Annotated in this window: 12 protein-coding genes; 1 reads left to right on the top strand and 11 read right to left on the bottom strand. The window is 62.9% G+C overall.

What is annotated here, in order from left to right; translation table 11 throughout:
- Positions 1–259, top strand: a 259-nt coding sequence (locus NUW13_06445) for a hypothetical protein (protein MCR4438669.1), incomplete at its 5' end; no start/stop codon positions are given.
- 224 nt (positions 260–483) lie between these two features.
- Here NUW13_06445 and NUW13_06440 read toward each other — a convergent pair.
- The 11 genes from NUW13_06440 to NUW13_06390 all read right to left on the bottom strand — a co-directional run bounded on the left by NUW13_06440 (position 484) and on the right by NUW13_06390 (position 14,722).
- The gene (locus tag NUW13_06440) at positions 484–1,464 is read right to left on the bottom strand and encodes an undecaprenyl/decaprenyl-phosphate alpha-N-acetylglucosaminyl 1-phosphate transferase (protein MCR4438668.1); all 981 of its coding nucleotides are present in this window, start codon (positions 1,462–1,464) and stop codon (positions 484–486) included.
- 129 nt (positions 1,465–1,593) lie between these two features.
- Positions 1,594–2,982, bottom strand: coding sequence for a glycosyltransferase family 4 protein (locus NUW13_06435; GenBank protein ID MCR4438667.1), 1,389 nt, complete (start codon positions 2,980–2,982; stop codon positions 1,594–1,596).
- Positions 2,979–4,136 carry a glycosyltransferase family 4 protein gene (locus NUW13_06430; GenBank protein ID MCR4438666.1) on the bottom strand — a complete coding sequence of 386 codons (1,158 nt, stop codon included), beginning with the start codon at positions 4,134–4,136 and terminating at the stop codon, positions 2,979–2,981. Before NUW13_06430 ends, NUW13_06435 begins: the two co-directional genes overlap by 4 nt.
- Entirely contained in the window at positions 4,133–5,122 is a 990-nt protein-coding gene (locus tag NUW13_06425) for a glycosyltransferase family 2 protein (protein MCR4438665.1), read from the bottom strand. Before NUW13_06425 ends, NUW13_06430 begins: the two co-directional genes overlap by 4 nt.
- Positions 5,115–6,263: an O-antigen ligase family protein gene (locus tag NUW13_06420; GenBank protein ID MCR4438664.1), complete on the bottom strand. Its 1,149-nt coding sequence runs from the start codon at positions 6,261–6,263 to the stop codon at positions 5,115–5,117. Before NUW13_06420 ends, NUW13_06425 begins: the two co-directional genes overlap by 8 nt.
- Positions 6,260–7,348, bottom strand: coding sequence for a glycosyltransferase family 4 protein (locus tag NUW13_06415; protein MCR4438663.1), 1,089 nt, complete (start codon positions 7,346–7,348; stop codon positions 6,260–6,262). The genes NUW13_06420 and NUW13_06415 overlap by 4 nt, the downstream gene beginning before the upstream one ends.
- Positions 7,345–8,643: an oligosaccharide flippase family protein gene (locus NUW13_06410; GenBank protein ID MCR4438662.1), complete on the bottom strand. Its 1,299-nt coding sequence runs from the start codon at positions 8,641–8,643 to the stop codon at positions 7,345–7,347. Before NUW13_06410 ends, NUW13_06415 begins: the two co-directional genes overlap by 4 nt.
- Positions 8,640–10,391 (bottom strand): capsule assembly Wzi family protein, encoded by a 1,752-nt coding sequence (locus NUW13_06405; GenBank protein ID MCR4438661.1) that lies wholly within the window; start codon positions 10,389–10,391, stop codon positions 8,640–8,642. The genes NUW13_06410 and NUW13_06405 overlap by 4 nt, the downstream gene beginning before the upstream one ends.
- Positions 10,369–11,475 (bottom strand): UDP-N-acetylglucosamine 2-epimerase (non-hydrolyzing), encoded by a 1,107-nt coding sequence (gene wecB / locus NUW13_06400; protein ID MCR4438660.1) that lies wholly within the window; start codon positions 11,473–11,475, stop codon positions 10,369–10,371. Before wecB ends, NUW13_06405 begins: the two co-directional genes overlap by 23 nt.
- On the bottom strand, positions 11,472–12,782 hold the full coding sequence (locus NUW13_06395; protein ID MCR4438659.1) for a Wzz/FepE/Etk N-terminal domain-containing protein: 1,311 nt from the start codon (positions 12,780–12,782) through the stop codon (positions 11,472–11,474). Before NUW13_06395 ends, wecB begins: the two co-directional genes overlap by 4 nt.
- A complete protein-coding gene (locus NUW13_06390; GenBank protein ID MCR4438658.1) occupies positions 12,779–14,722 on the bottom strand; it encodes an SLBB domain-containing protein in 1,944 nt (647 codons plus the stop codon). Before NUW13_06390 ends, NUW13_06395 begins: the two co-directional genes overlap by 4 nt.
- Positions 14,723–14,849 lie beyond the last annotated feature (127 nt).

Genomic DNA, 14,849 nt, shown 5'->3' with positions numbered 1-14,849 from the left:
CCGCATCGAGCAGGAACTCTACAAGACCGAGCCCATCACCTGCGAGCGCGAGCTGGTGGACAAGACCGCCAGCTACCTGCTGTTCTCTCACCTCCACCGCCCCCACTACGGACTGCCCCATGAGGCAAGACCTGCCCTCACCCCCGCCCAACTCCTCCACCAGCCCGACCACGACACCACTGGGAAGGTCTTGCCTGGCTATGTCAAAAGTTTGCAATTGCTGGAGAGGTCAACCAAGGCGCGCGTACAGGCACGCTAAATGTGCAAAATCGTGACAGCCCTGTTTGTCTCTCTGTGCTGGGGGCCAGTTCTTTGATTGTCCTTCCCAGAACAGCTCCACGCACATCCACCAGGCAGTTACTTCGTCTCGCCGCGGTAGCAGGAAAAGGCATGGGCCAGGAAGCACACGCGGGGCGTCGCATAGTGCGAACGCCCCGACCACCCCGGTCAGAGGCTGGTGGGACGCAACGGGGAAGCACTTCTTCAGGGAGCAAGGCAGGAGGAAAGGAGGGGAGGAAGCGACGATTCCCACCTGCCTGCCAGCAGCAACGCCGCCACCGCCAGCGCTAAGCTGCCCGCCGACAGGAGAAGGGAGGCAGTGCCGTGCGACAGGCCTGCATTGAGCAAGCGGTGGTGAATGTGCTCGCGGTCAGCAACAAAAGGGTGAATGCCACGCCGCACCCGCCTGATGATGGCCCACAATGTATCCGTCACCGGCAGGGCCAGGGAGAGGAGAGGAAGGAGGATCATCACCTTTCCGGGCCCGATGCGTGCGCCTGCCGCGGTGATCCAAGCAACCAGTAGTCCCAAGAACAGGCTCCCCGAATCCCCCATGAAAATGGAGGCCGGGTGGAGGTTGTAGGGCAAAAAGCCCAGCAGCGACGCAATTAGCAGCGCGGCCACAGTCACCACCGTCCATTCGCCATGGGCGAAGGCCAGGCCGCCCGCTAAGGCGATGGCGGACAAGGCCACGCCCACAGCTAGGCCGTCCAGGCCATCGATGAGGTTGATGGCGTTGGTAATGCCCACAATCCACAGCAGGGTGAACGGGAGACTGGCCCAGCCGAGGGAAAGGCTGCCTATGCCTGGCAGCACCAAGGTTTCGATCTTGAAGCCGAATGCCACCAGCAGCAAAGCGCCTGAGGACTGCAAAAGGAGCTTCAAGTTGCAGCCCAGACCGCGCACATCATCAACGGCGCCCACCAGGAAGAGCACTGTGCTCGCCAGCAGCACACCGGTGAGCTCTCTTGTCCACAGCCCTGGCGCCAAGGCCAAAACGAGCGCCGGGACCACCACGGCTACAAAAAGGGCCGCGCCTCCCAGCTTGGAGATTCTGCCGGAGTGAATGGTCCTGTGGTTGTGGCGGGCCAGGATGCCAAGGCGGATCGCCAGCCGCCGACACAACGGTGTGGCACTCAACGCAATGAGCAGCGAACAGCCGGCTAAGCCTATCCAAGGCGTCATGAGGGCGCTTCCTCGCTCTACCTACTCCATGGGATCGACAGCGGACGATATCCGCCCAGTAGATGGTTCAGGTTGATACAAAATGCACCCGGCTTCTGTGCGCACGCGCGCAGCCCAGCACATCTGCAACTACCTTGCCACGTTGTCGGGGCCTTGGCGATGCGCACGTCGAGACTCCTTCTCCCCCTCCACGCCCAAGGGATTGCCAAGCCTGAGGTCGCCTAGGCCCAGCGGCCAATCCTGCGAAGTCCTGGGGTCGTGGCCACATTCCGGGCTCCGCCTTTCCCGCGAGGGGAGGCGGCCTGCTGCGCGGTTGCTCGGCCTTGGGACGTCGGTCTGAAGCGAATCCTGTGCCCGCCCTGGGCGTCGCCTGCCCGAAATATGCTCCCAGACCTCGTCGTAGAGCCGAGTAACGGCACGGGCGTTCACCTCGATGTCGAAGAGCTCTTTGCTCACTGCCACACAATTGCGGCTCATCGTCCGATACAAGCCCCTGTCCTTGCGCAGTCTCTCGATTGCCTGGATAGACTCCTCCGGCGCCCGCGGCGTGCACAGGAAGCCGTTGAAGCCGTCGCGTACACACTCGCGATTGCCTTTGATGTTACTGGCAACTAACGGCTTGCCAAAGGCCATGGCTTCGATCAGGGTCATGGACAGGCCTTCCCACAGGGAAGGAAGCAGGAGCACGTCGATGGCCGGGTACATGGCCATGGGGTCACGAAGCCAGCCGGTCATGGTCACCTGGCGTCGGCCGTGGAAGCGCGTCGCCAGCCAGGCGTAGAAGGGGCCATCGCCCACGACGAGAAAGTGCACGGGGAGCTCTATGCAGCGCTCAATGACCGCCGCTAAGGTCACGGGGTCCTTTTGCTCCCAGAGCCGGCCAACATAGGCGACCACGAAGGCATCCTGTGGGATGCCCCAGGCGCGTCGAAAGGAAGCGCGGGCATCGGTGGTATTCGCACTCGCCACCAGCGCGTGGTCGACGCCGTTGTACACGGTCACTGCGCGAGAGGCAGGGATCAGCCGCGAGCGGATGGCAAGCTCCCTCTCCTCGTGGTTGACGAAGATGACCTTGTCGGTGCACAGGCCGGCGAGCCTCTCGACAAGGCCGTACCAGACCCGCTCGCGCTTACCGGAGAACTCATGGAACGGCAGGCCGTGCACGGTGTGGAAGACGACATCTACTCCTGCCAAGCGCGCGGCCAACCTCCCCAATGCGCCAGTCTTGGAGGAGTGCGTGTGGGCGATGCGGAAGCCGTGGCGCTTGAAAAGGCGCATCATCGTGACCAAGGCGTGCAGGTCGTTGAGCGGGTGAATCTGGCGCACCAGAGTTGGCACCAGAAGTACATTGGCGCCCAGTTTGTCCAGCTCTTCCGTTAGCTCCCCGGCGGACTTGCACAGGACCCAGACTTCAAAACGCTGGGGGTCCAGGCGCTTCAGCACCTCGAGCATGGCGCGTTGCACGCCGGTCATGAGGGGCAAGAGCTGTAGGTGGCAGATGCGTATTCTCTTTCTCATCTGCAAGGACGTACCTCCGGCACGCTGTGCACAAGGCGGGCCAGCTCATCGGCAGTGCGCACGCAGCAGGTGCGCCAGTCGAAGCGGCGAAGGTTCTGGTACCCCCCCGCCACCAAGGTGCGCCGCAGCTCCTGGTCGTGGAGCAGCCGTGCCATGGCCTGCGCCATCTCGGCCACATCATAGGGATCAAAAAGAATAGCTGCGTCGCCCACAATCTCCGGCAGGGAAGTGGCGCGTGCTGCCGCAACCGGCACTCCTGCTGCCATGCTCTCCAACGGCGTAAAGCCGAACCCCTCGAACAGGGAGGGCGCCACAAAGAGCTGCGCGTGCTGGTACACTGCCGGCAGGTCCTGGTCCGCTACAAAGCCTGCGATGACCACGCGGCTGCCAAGGTCGAGCTCTTCCACTGCACGGTAGACCTCGGCTGTACCCCAGCTCTTCTTGCCGACGATTACCAGGCGCAACTCCTGGTGTTCCTGGTCGACAAGGCGCCGAAAGGCCTCTATGAGCCGGACAAAGTTCTTATGCGGTTCCAGATGGCCCACCGAGAGGATGTAGCGTTCGGACAGGCCGTAGCGCTGCTGCACGGTGTCCCATCTGGCGGCGGCCTGGGGGCGACTGAACGGCGTAGGGTCAAACCCTTCGGGGATGGCCGACACCCGCGCCTCCGGGATCCCTAAGACTTGCACTATGTCCCGCTTGCTGAATTCCGAGACGGTGAAGATATGGCAGGCGCGCATAGCGCTGCGCCGGATCATGGCGCGCAGGTACCAATGGCGCACCGGCCCGCAGGCGCGAGGCAGGTGGAACCAGCGCAGGTCGTGGATGGTCACCGCCGTCGGCACGGTCACGCCAAGTGGCACATACGAAATGGGCGAGTGGAGGAGGTCGATTTTGTGCCGGGCAAGCAGCCTCTTCCAGAACAGCGCCTCTTTGGCAATGCGCATGATGGGCCGGAACGACTTGACCGGAGTGCGCACGATGGCCCCGGCTTGCTGCCAGGCAGGGGGCGGCGCAAAGTCCGACGCAGTGAAGACCACGGGCTGAAACGGCACCTCTTCGCGCAGAAGATAGTCGATGAGATGGCGCAGGTACACGCCCAGGCCTCCGCTCCATTGATTGAGCACAATGGCGTTAATGCCCACCCGTCTCATTGCTCACTCCCGGGGCAAGCGGGCCGCAAGGCCTTCTCTGCAGTCCAGAGAGCCTGAGGCCAAGGGTCCCTGAGCAGGTCGCCGAGGTCGCGCGAAAGCAGCAGGCAACTGCGCAGAGCCTGCCAGTAATGAGCAGCCAGACCAGAGCGGCGGACAAGGGCGATGGGGATGCGCAAGAGCATGCCGAGGAGCAAGATGCGCCAGGCGACGCGTGCCTGCTGCCAGCCATACATCTGGCCCACGAAATGGCTGACGTTCACGGCGTTGTGGCAGAGGGCGCGTGCCAAGTGCTGCGTGGCGCTGCTGCCCTGATGGTGCCGCACGACCAGGTCGGGCAGCACGACTACCTGCCAGCCCGCCCTGCGCGCACGGAGGCACCACTCCATGTCCTCCCCGTACAGGAAATATGCTTCGTCCATTGGGCCGACTTCTGCCACTACCTCCCTGCGCACGGCCAGAAAGGCACCGTCTACATAGTCGACCCAGAGCGGCTTGTTGTTGGCCATCCCCTTGCGGCCACCAAGGACCGGCGCTGAGGCGAACATGAGGTGCATCTTGGCGAGGTTCGCCACATTCTGAAAATGCCGCCCTCGTGCGAGGACCTTGCCGTCAGGCGCGACCAGGGTGGCGCCGACAATGCCCACGCGTGGCTGAGCGCGCAAGAAGGACTGGATGCGAAGGACCGGCTCTTCGGAAAGCATAACTGCGTCGGCATTCATCACCACCAGCATGGCTCCCTTAGCGGCCGCAAGGCCCTGGTTCACCGCGCGGGCAAAGCCCAAGTTCTCGCGGTTGGCGACCACCCGCACCTGCGGGTAAGTGCTGCGCAGCGCAGCCGTGGTGCCATCTGCAGAGCCATTGTCCACCACGATGACCTCGAGTCTCGCCTGCCGGTTCTTCGCGAAAACGGACTCGACGCAACGAAGGGTGAGTTCTTTCGTGTTCCAGCTGACGACGATGACCGATGCCGCTACCGGTTCAGCCATGCTGAGCCTCCCCGGGTGTGCCTGGCCCTTCTGGCAAGACCTTCGCGGAGGCAACAGCGAGGCCGTAACCTAGGCCCAGAAAGAAACGGAACTGCGCCGAAATGAAGCCGAAGAGGAGGTACACAGCCATGGTGAGCCAGAACACGGCCAGTCCAACCCGATAGGGGCGGCTGACCCCGCTGGCGCGCGAGCTGGAACGCAGTAAAACGATCACGGCGACCAGGGACAACGTGAAGAAGGCGAAACCGAGCGCCCCCTCCTCTGCCAGCACCTGCAGAAAGGCGTTGTGCGGCTCCAGCACGTTCGGATCCGGCGCAGAAAGCGCAAGGAGGTGCCCCTGCTCGAGCAGCGCGCGTGGGAAATTCAAAGAGCCGATGCCCAGCAGCGGATGGCGCACGAAGAAGGCGAGGGCAGTCTTGAGAAGAAGCATACGCTCGACGTTTGAGACATGCCGGGGTGCGAAAAGCTCAGACCAACGATAGAGGAGGACGTTTTTTTCCGCCACCACCATGAAGAGCAAAATGGCCATCGTTCCCGCCAGCAAGTAGGCAAAATGCCGTGGCGCCACCAGGCGATAGCGGTGAGCAAGAAAGAGGAGGAGAGGGAGAGCAACCCACACGATTCGCGACATCGAGAGAACGGCGGAGAGCAGGCACACCCCGCCGATCGCCACGCTCCAGGCCTTTTCCCGGCGGACAAACGGCAGAACCAGCGCGAGCGAGAAAAGCGCCTCCGGCCCGGGGAAGACGCGATAGCCGAAAAGGGGGATCCGGCCTGCGATGACCAGCGCTGCGACTCGAATAATCGCCAAGATTCCCGAGAGAGCGAGGACCCAATAGATGAGGGCAAAATCCTTTTGGCTCTGCACGTACAGGAAGACGAGGGCAACGAGCACCACCACCTCGGTCCACTTGAGGCCCGACTTGAGGACCAAACTCACGTCCAACGCATTCCAGGCGGAAAGGGCTATGGCACACAGATAGAGCACGAGAGACGAAAAGAGCAACAGGGGCGCACCGAGGTCTGTGACCTGGAGCCGGAGCCCAGTCCTGGCAAGCCGAAAGGTAGCTGCCCCGGCAAGAAAGAGGAGCAGAGGGAGCTCCAGCAAATGGACATACGTGCCGGCCAGGCGCAGAATCATGGGCGGCCCCTCCGTGCGGCAGGGAGATTAGACTGTAAGGTACGGGCCAGCCGCGCCGAGGACTGCTCTTGGGAGAATTGCGCAAGGTAATTGCACGAAGCCAAGGAGAGTTTCTCCAGAAGCGGCGGGTCCTCCAGGAGGCGGACCAGGTGGCCGGCCAACCCCTCCACGTCTCCAGGCGGTGCCGTGAGCACCGTCTCTCCCTCGACCGTATAGTCCGGGATGCCACCCACGCGGGTGGCCACGACCGCACACTTGCAGGCCATGGCTTCCAATGGCGGCAGACCGAAACCCTCGGTCCGGCTAGGGAAGAGGAAGATGTCGCACGAGCAGTAGAGTTGGCGCAGGCGTTCGCCCATGGGGCGAAGGTGGAACTCGGCGTCCTTTGGGATATCTGGGCCGCGCTCGAGGCCGTACATGACCAACTGCAGCTCCGGGTGCGTGCGCCGGGCGAGCGCTACCGCCGCCAGGCCGTCGGCCGTGCCCTTCCAGGGCGGGCGGCTGTAAGGCAGAAGCACCCGCCGCGGTTCATTGAAGCGCTTGTTATCATTGTAAAAGACCGCGGGATCAACGCCGTTGATGACCTTTCCGACCACGGTTGCGCCAAATTGCTCGCGCATGAGGCGCTCTAACCAAGTGGAGACCACGACCACTTTCAGCGGCAGACGATAGGACTCGTCCACAAGCTTCTTGGGTCCGCGCCAGGCCTCATAGTGCTGAACGAAGTAAAACTTTTCACCCTTGCTGGCGGCAAGGGCCGCCACCGAGTAGGCAGTCGGCCAGGCGGTGGCAATCACCGCGTCGGCGTCGGGCAGGAACCTGTCTTTGATTGCCGGCACGCCGCGCAATGTGGCCCGCGAGGGAAACCACTTGATGCGGTTGCGTTTGGCCAGGTTCGCCGCCAGGCCGCGCAGCTGCTCCCAGGTAGCACGCCAGCTGGCCACTCCCTCGCCAAAGCGGTACGGGAGCAGGGGATAGACGATCGTCACCTGGTGGCCGTGGTCAACAAACCAGTTGGCATGTTCCAGCACGATTTTTACCCCGCCTGTAAGACTCGTAAAGGGTAGCACGAAGGTGACTCTCACTGATATGACCTCCGTCGGTACAGGGCGAAAAGGGTGATGAACAGGTGCTCGCCGATGCGTAATGCCGACTGCAGGATGGCTAACCCGGCAACGCCGTGATAATGCACTGCGGCACTAGCTCCGAACATTAAGGCCGCGGTGCGGAACAACGCTGCCCAGAAGACCACCTGAGGTGCCTTCAGGCCAAAGGTCGCGTAGGCGACCATCGGCTCCGTCAAGAGCGTCAGCAGAAAACTCGGCATCAGAGCATCCAGGGCTACGGTGCTGTTGCTGTAGGACGCGCCAAAGACCATGCTGATGACTGGGCCGCGCACCACGTAGTAGACCGCCAGCGCACCCGCCACCACTGGGCCGCCGCGCGTGAACAGGCGCAGCAGGCCACGCCGCACCAGCGTGGGGTCGTGGCTGGAGGCGAAGCGCGGCGAGAGCGCGCTCACTGCCGACAGAGTTACCAAGTTCACCACCTGCGCGCAGGTAACTGCGACGTCGTATGCCCCGGCCGCCTCAGCGCTTCCACCACGGGCCAGGGCAATCACCGCCCACCTTTGGTAAAGGTACATGAGCAGCCCCCCCAAGGCCACCCACTTGCCAAAGGCCACCATCCTCTTCAAGTAGGCCCAGTCGGCGGTCGGCTGCGGATGGAGCAAGGAGCGCTCCGGGAGCGCCAGGGGCGTCAGAGTAACCAGCGCGGCAAACCAGGGTGCCATGGCGAGCAGAGCCCAAAACGATTGTTGGCTGAGCTGCCACCGCTGGTAGACGCCGAGCGCGGCGGCCGTCCACAGCAGCTGCAAAAGCGCCACTGCTATTAGAAAGCGCGAGTAGGAGCCGAATCGCCTCTTTGCCTGGAAAAGAAACTCAGGCGCATGGCAGATGTTCTGCCCTAAGCCAAAGAGAAGCGCGGCGCCGCCCACGCCAGAGCGCGGCATCAGGCCCACCGCTGTGGTGGCCAGCCAGATGGACGCAAGCACCAGACTCACCGCGACTCTCCCGCGCACAAAGCTCCAGAAGCGCGCGTGCTGTTCGTCCCTGCTGGCACCACTTTCGAACACGAGGAACGCCGCCCCACACCCGAGCTCAGCGAGCGCCGAGGCGATGGAGCCCCAAGAGAGAAGCACCGCAATGCCGCCGTATACTGCAGGCTGCAGCAGCCTCACCAGAAGCACGGTCTTTGCAAAAGTCAGTGCTGCGGCTCCTGTGCGCCCACCTGTGGAGAGCAAAATGTCGCCGTATAGGGAATGCACCGCAGGAAGCCATCCCCACTCCGGGGCATCCTGCCTCTGCGCGTGGGCCTTCACGGGTTCAGGCTCAGAACGATGTCCCACTCGCCCCGCTTGCCAGGCCCGCCACCTGGCCGTTGGGCGCTGGCCCAGAAGTGGCGATAACCCACCGACACAAAGGCGTTGCGCACGAGCTGGTAGCTGGCAGCTACGCCTGTGGCAGTTGTCTGACCACGTACTCCGGCCAGAAAGGGCACGTACTCTGGGTCGCGTGGGTACTCGTGCGGGACACGCAGGTCGCCGCCGACGTTCTGGTCAGCCGGGTTCGCCCCATGGCGGTGCAGTTCGCCCCAGACGCGCAACTCCCACCAAAAAGTGGGGCGGTAGCTTGCCTCCGCGTAGAGGTCATCGGCATTGGGGCCAATCCAGTGGCCAAGACAGGTGGCATAGTGCACATAGCTGGTCACGTCCCGGGCGTGGGAATAGGTGAACGGCCGGACACGCGCGTATTCGACGCGCAGATCAACGTCCGACAAGCCGCACGGGTCCACCAGCTGTGCCCCGACCAGAAACGCCGTCTTGTTGCCATAAAACCCGGTGCCCAGCTTGCCGGTGCTCAGGTCATCGATGAACAACTCGCCGTAGAGCCTTGTCTTGGGGATGACCTTGAGTTCCAGGTCTGCTCCCATGGTGGCGTTGTCCCGGTCGCCCAAGTAGTGTTCCGCTGAGCGAAAGAACATCACGGGATTGAGGTAGGCCGGCTCCAGACGCCTACCGGCAAAGACGACCGTCTCGTACACGGCAATGTCCACCCCTTTGCCCAAGGAGAACTCCAGACGATGGGCCGCCAGTCCCTTCTCCTGATGTCCACCGTGGAAGAATGTGGGCGAGTAGTGCTGCAGCCAGGCCATCATGCTGGTCAACTTGAGGTGCGTGCCGGCCAGCTGGATCTTCAGCAGGTCGTAGGAGGTCGGATGGTCAGAGAGGCCAAGTTGCCCGCGCCGTCCTGGCCCCCAGCGGTTGCTGTCCTTGCCGTATTGCACGGTGAGAAACGACCAGGTGAAGACCAGCGAGGCGCGCGTCTCGTCATGATCGGCAGACGTGCCGGCGCTGCGCACAAAGCCCAATCCCTCCAGCGTGTAATTGGTGCCGGCCGCAGGATATGTCCTTGTGCCCCACTGGCGGGAGTCGCGCACATCCACCGAAAAGCCTAAGTATCTGCCCACTGTCCCCCAGACCGTGAAGCCGTTGGTGTCTTCGAACACACGTTCCTGGCGAGCAAGGGAGTCCGCCCTGGCAAACAGGCGTCGGCGCACGAAAATGGGGTCCCAAAAGAGCTGAAACGGCGGACTGCTGATGGTCAGAAAGTTCCTTCCATTTGCGTAAAGAACATCGGCAAGGAGAGGATCAAGCCAGCGGCTGTGCACGAGCTTGTTCAGGCGCGTCGGGGCAGCGGGGACCTCAGAACCAAGTCGGCCCAGTTCCTCGGCAAACTCACGCTGCAGAAAATCCAAGGCTTCTGCCTCAACACTGGTCAAGCGGTGGGTGCTCCTCTGTTTGCCTAAGGCGGCCAAAGCGTGAGCTACCTCCATCCTGGTGAAAGGTCGCGAATTGCCCAGGAGGCCAGGTAGCATGCCCTTAGTCTCCATGCGTTCCAGGAACTCGTACGCCCAGTGCTGGAGTGGCACGTAGACCGTCTGCGCCGGGGCTGGCCACGCGAAGCAGACGATAGCAGAAAAAGCCGCGAGCGCGAGGGTTACCCTTCGCCTCCCTCGCTTGCCTGAGACAGTCGCCTGGTGCAGATCAGGCCTTGCACCGCTGCGCATGGAACTGCTCCAGCACGGTAACGATGCGTTGACAAGCGGTGCCGTCGCCGTAATGGTTGTTGCGCGGCCCATGGGGGGCAAATGACCGGATAGCAGCGACGATGGCCTGGGTGTCGGTACCCACCAGGCAATTCCAGCCGTCCGCTACGGTCTCCAGCCACTCGGTTTCCGCCCGCATGGTGATGCACGGCACGCCGAAGACATAGGCCTCCTTCTGCACGCCCCCAGAGTCGGTGAGGATGGCGCGCGCGTTCCGCTCCAATTGCAGCATGTCCAGGTAGCTGACGGGCTCTGTGCTCAGCACGTTGGCGGCCCCGTGGAGGAGCTGCTCCAGGCCGTGTTCCTTGATAAAGCGGCGTGTGCGGGGATGGATGGGGAAGACGATGCGCTCGGATACGCTGGCAAATGCCGTGAGGATGCTCCGCAGGTGGTCGGCATCGTCGGTGCTGTGGGCGCGGTGGACCGTGGCCAAGAGGTAGCCCAGCGGGCGCAATTGCAGCTGTTCGAGCACGGTGGAACGTTGCGCGGCCATTTGCCCAAAATGCAGGGCGGCGTCGTACATGACGTCTCCGACCAAGTACACGCCGGCCGTAATTCCCTCGCGCCGCAGGTTTTCCACAGCGGCCCGTGTCGGGCAGAAGAGCAGCTCAGAGGCTCGGTCGGCCAAGACGCGATTGATCTCCTCGGGCATCGTGCGATTGTAGCTGCGCAGTCCTGCCTCAACGTGGGCCACCGGAATGCACAACTTTGCTGCGGCGAGCGCGCCGGCGAGGGTGGAATTGGTGTCGCCATAAACCAGCACCACGTCGGGCTTCTCGGCCATCAGCACACGCTCGATGCGCACGAGCATCTCTGCAGTTTGTTCGCCGTGCGGCCCAGAGCCTACCTCGAGGTTGTACTCCGGCTCTGGGATTTCCATTTCGCGGAAAAACACCTCGGACATGTTTTCGTCATAGTGCTGGCCCGTGTGCACCAGCACCTCCTGGTGTTTCTGCCGCAGCAGCTTACAAAGAAGCGCGGCCTTGATGAACTGGGGGCGCGCGCCGACGATCGAGATGACTTTCACTGATGGGCGTCCTTTCATTTGCGGGCGCGCCTGGCAACGCGACGCTTGTGTCCTCGTCTGTGTCGCAGCACCTGAACGAGCCTGACAATCCTTTCTCTGGCCAATTGCCAGTCGCCGGCGAGCTCTTTGCCCATGTCGCGGAATCGCTCCCTGTCCCCAGGTGCGAAGGAGACCAGCGGCGCCACGGTGACCCACAGCATGGACAACACGCCAGCCACTAGCCCAGCGACAACCATGAGCAGCAGGCGCCTTGGTTTGCTGGGGCGCTCTGGCGGCACCGCCCGGTCCAGCTGTTGGACGGTGGGCGTATCACGCGCCTCCTGAATCTTGGCCTGATAGTACTGCTGGTTCAGGAGCTCCCAGACGGTCTCCTGGACCTTCACCTCGCGGATCAAAGCGGCGAGCTGGCGCGCCACCTCGGGAAGCTGGGCAATGGGGATGTAGACCTCGTCGTTGTGCGCGCTTGCCGAGTCTTCGCCGAACTGCAGTGCATTGTAGCGCGCCTGCATCTCGTCCAACTCGCGCTGTGCCATGACCACCTGGGGGTTATCCGGGCGCATGGTCAGGCGGAGCGTGCCCAGCTCCACCTGCTTGGCGATGATGCGCCCCTTCAGGTCGCCGGCGCCCTCGATAGCCGCCTTGGTCTGTTCCTCCAAGGAGATGGCCTTGTGGGTCTGTTGAAACTCAGCCAGGGCCTGGCTGGCCTCCTGCAACTTCTGTTCCGTCAAGGCAAGCTGCTGCTCGATGTACACGCGCGAGTTCTTTGCGCGCGAGACGCTCTTCTCGCGGTTGACGCGGTCCAATGCCTCGACCATGGCGTTGGCCACGTCCGCGGCAAGCTGCGGCTCCGACATCTCCACCTTGATGGTGATCACTCCCTGTTCAGAAGGGTATACCGTGGTGCACCTTTGCAGCCGAGCCAGACCGCCTTCCAGTGACTTGGCGTGCAGCAGTTTCTGGAGAGGCGCCTGGCGCTTCTTTGTGGCAAAGGTGCGCAGGAGCACCATCTCCCGCACCGAGCGGCTCTTGAGTATCTCAACGAATAGGGCCGCCGGCGTGGTCGCTTTGGGAAGGCTCAGCGGCACAGAAGGGAGCTCGGCCAACATTCCCTGCAGGGCGCTTTGCTGTAACTCCGCCGGGGGCAACAAGGTAGTCACTGCCGTGTAGCGGCGGGGCATCAAGAAGCTCAATGCGCCCACCGCGACGTAAGCGACGACGGCGTTGCGCACGATGAGCCAGCGTTTGGCCACTATTCTGCCGATCAGCCCGACAACATCCAGTTGCCGGCCCGCAGGGGGCGGAGACTGTGTGCGTCCCGCATTCATCGACGATTCACCACGTTGTCGATGACCAAAGCCACCGTGGCAATCTGCGAGGCGACAAGCATGAGGTCGCGGAACAGCGCCCAGTAGTCCCGTGGCCTGCGCCTCGGTACGTAGATGATGTCCCCTGGCACCAACTGCTTGACATCTTCGTCGTCCACCACTTCGCCGGTCACCTTGATGACCTTGGTCTTGCGCTTGTTGGCATCCCACGCAAAGCCGCCGGCGCGCTTGACGTAGTAGCTCACCTTTGCGCCGGGCACATGTACCACCCCGCCAGGCCTGGCTACCCGGCCGGTGACGCCCACCACCACCGGTGCCTTGGGAACTTCGATGATGTCGCCGTCCTCCAGCAGCACGTCTTCCCGCGCATCGTGCTGGACGACCAGCTTGTAGAAATCGACGACCACCCGCCCGATGTCGCGCGAGTTTTCCTTCATGACCAGATAGTCGTACTCCAAGTCGCTCATCTGGTCGCGGGTCATAGTCTTCAGGCGTTCGTACTCCTTGTCCACCAGCGAGGGGGCGCTCCTGCGGATGAGCCTTGCCTCACGGATGAGTGCTTCGTCGGTAAAGCCACCGCACTTGGCCATGATCTCGCCGAGGGTGGTGCTGTCCTTGACGATGGCGTAGACTCCTGGGTACAGGACCTCACCGTGCACCTCCACTGTGGGGCCCACCAGCCACTTGGGGATCTCGCGGACAAAGACATGGTCGTCTTCCTCCAGCAGGAGGTCTTGCGAGGTGTCGCCCTCGAGGAGCAGTCTGCGCAAGTTGACCTTGATGTACGTCGGTGGCTGCTTAGGGTCGATCTTGGCGACCTCGGCCTCCAGGAGATCGGCGCTCCGCGTCACATTGCCGGCCTTGAGGATGAGGTCGCTCAAGTGCATGTTGTCTTCGAGCAAGTACTGCCCGGGGCGCGTGACCGCACCGGAAATGGTGACCACCCGGTCGTGGAGGAGATCCTGCTTTGAGAAGACGCGCACGCGGTCATTGTTGCGCAGGCATAGGGCGCGCACCTGCGCCGTGCTGTCCAGGTTCACAAAGTGGAGGATGCGTTCACCGTTGGGTAGCAGCCGACTCACCTCCACGCGGCTGCGAAGGGCGTAGTCCGTGAGACCCCCAGCTATTTCGACGATGTCCGCCAGTGTCTCTCTGAGGTCTGGGCGCAGTTCGTAGGCCGCTGGTCGCTTGACTTCGCCGACGACGGCCACGAGCGCGGTTGCGATCGGCACGTAGAGGCGGTCGCCACCCAACAAGAGCAGGTCTTGGGCGGGGTCCCGATTAGTGAGCAGGCCGTAGAGGTCCACCACGGCAAATAGGGAGTCGCCGCGGTAGAGATTGATCGCGCGCAAGGAGCCCCGCGGACTCGGCCCCCCTGCGGTGCACAAGGCGTCAAAGACCGTGTTCAAGGCGGTGAGGGTGAAGCGGCCGGGTTGCTGGACTTCGCCCACCACCGTCACCTGCACCGGTTTCGGCGCGATAAGCATCACCTGCAGAGTAAAGTTCTGGAAATAGTGCGCCATGACCTTCTGCAGCTGCTGCTGAAGGTCGCGCATGGTCATCCCCTGCACGGTGAGCACGCCGGCAGGGGGGACGTAGATCTTCCCTTCCAGGTTGACCGTGACCTCCAGTTCCTTCTGGATCTTGCCCGTGAGGAATATCCCGAGGCGGTCGCCAGGACCCAATGCATAATGCTCGGGCAGGCGGACGGCGGTGGTGGCCAGTTCGCGCGGCACCCGGAAAAAGTCATGCCCAAACAGGCTCAGTTCTTGCCCGCCAGGCAAAGAGGGGGAGGCCTCAGCTTGCGGCGTGGTGCGCAAGCTGCGGAGCAGTTCCTCATAGGGGTAGCCCGCAGGCAAGGCAGCCGGTGCAGGCGCCTGCTGCGCGGCCCCCAGCGACACTGTGCAAACGAGAGCAATGAGGGCGGTAAAGGTTCTCATTCTTGCTTTGGCTGCAATTTGGAGTGCCTGGCGGTGCCATGTCGCAGGCAGACGCGTGGAGCACGGTCAGAGGAGTCCTTTCCCAGGCCGGGGTAATATACAGAAATATGGTCAGTCAGTCAACGCA

It is taken from the genome of candidate division KSB1 bacterium, assembly GCA_024655945.1.
Taxonomy (GTDB): Bacteria; Zhuqueibacterota; Zhuqueibacteria; order JANLFK01; family Oleimicrobiaceae; genus Oleimicrobium.
Note: the sequence above shows the minus strand (reverse complement) of the source record. Positions and strands in the feature narration are given on the sequence as shown.

Excerpts from the sequence above, each read along its gene's own strand:
- NUW13_06440 (MCR4438668.1), bottom strand. The coding sequence starts at position 1,464 with ATGACGCCTTGGATAGGCTTAGCCGGCTGTTCGCTGCTCATTGCGTTG.
- NUW13_06435 (MCR4438667.1), bottom strand. The coding sequence starts at position 2,982 with ATGAGAAAGAGAATACGCATCTGCCACCTACAGCTCTTGCCCCTCATG.
- NUW13_06430 (MCR4438666.1), bottom strand. The coding sequence starts at position 4,136 with ATGAGACGGGTGGGCATTAACGCCATTGTGCTCAATCAATGGAGCGGA.
- NUW13_06425 (MCR4438665.1), bottom strand. The coding sequence starts at position 5,122 with ATGGCTGAACCGGTAGCGGCATCGGTCATCGTCGTCAGCTGGAACACG.
- NUW13_06420 (MCR4438664.1), bottom strand. The coding sequence starts at position 6,263 with ATGATTCTGCGCCTGGCCGGCACGTATGTCCATTTGCTGGAGCTCCCT.
- NUW13_06405 (MCR4438661.1), bottom strand. The coding sequence starts at position 10,391 with ATGCGCAGCGGTGCAAGGCCTGATCTGCACCAGGCGACTGTCTCAGGC.
- wecB (MCR4438660.1), bottom strand. The coding sequence starts at position 11,475 with ATGAAAGGACGCCCATCAGTGAAAGTCATCTCGATCGTCGGCGCGCGC.
- NUW13_06395 (MCR4438659.1), bottom strand. The coding sequence starts at position 12,782 with ATGAATGCGGGACGCACACAGTCTCCGCCCCCTGCGGGCCGGCAACTG.
- NUW13_06390 (MCR4438658.1), bottom strand. The coding sequence starts at position 14,722 with ATGAGAACCTTTACCGCCCTCATTGCTCTCGTTTGCACAGTGTCGCTG.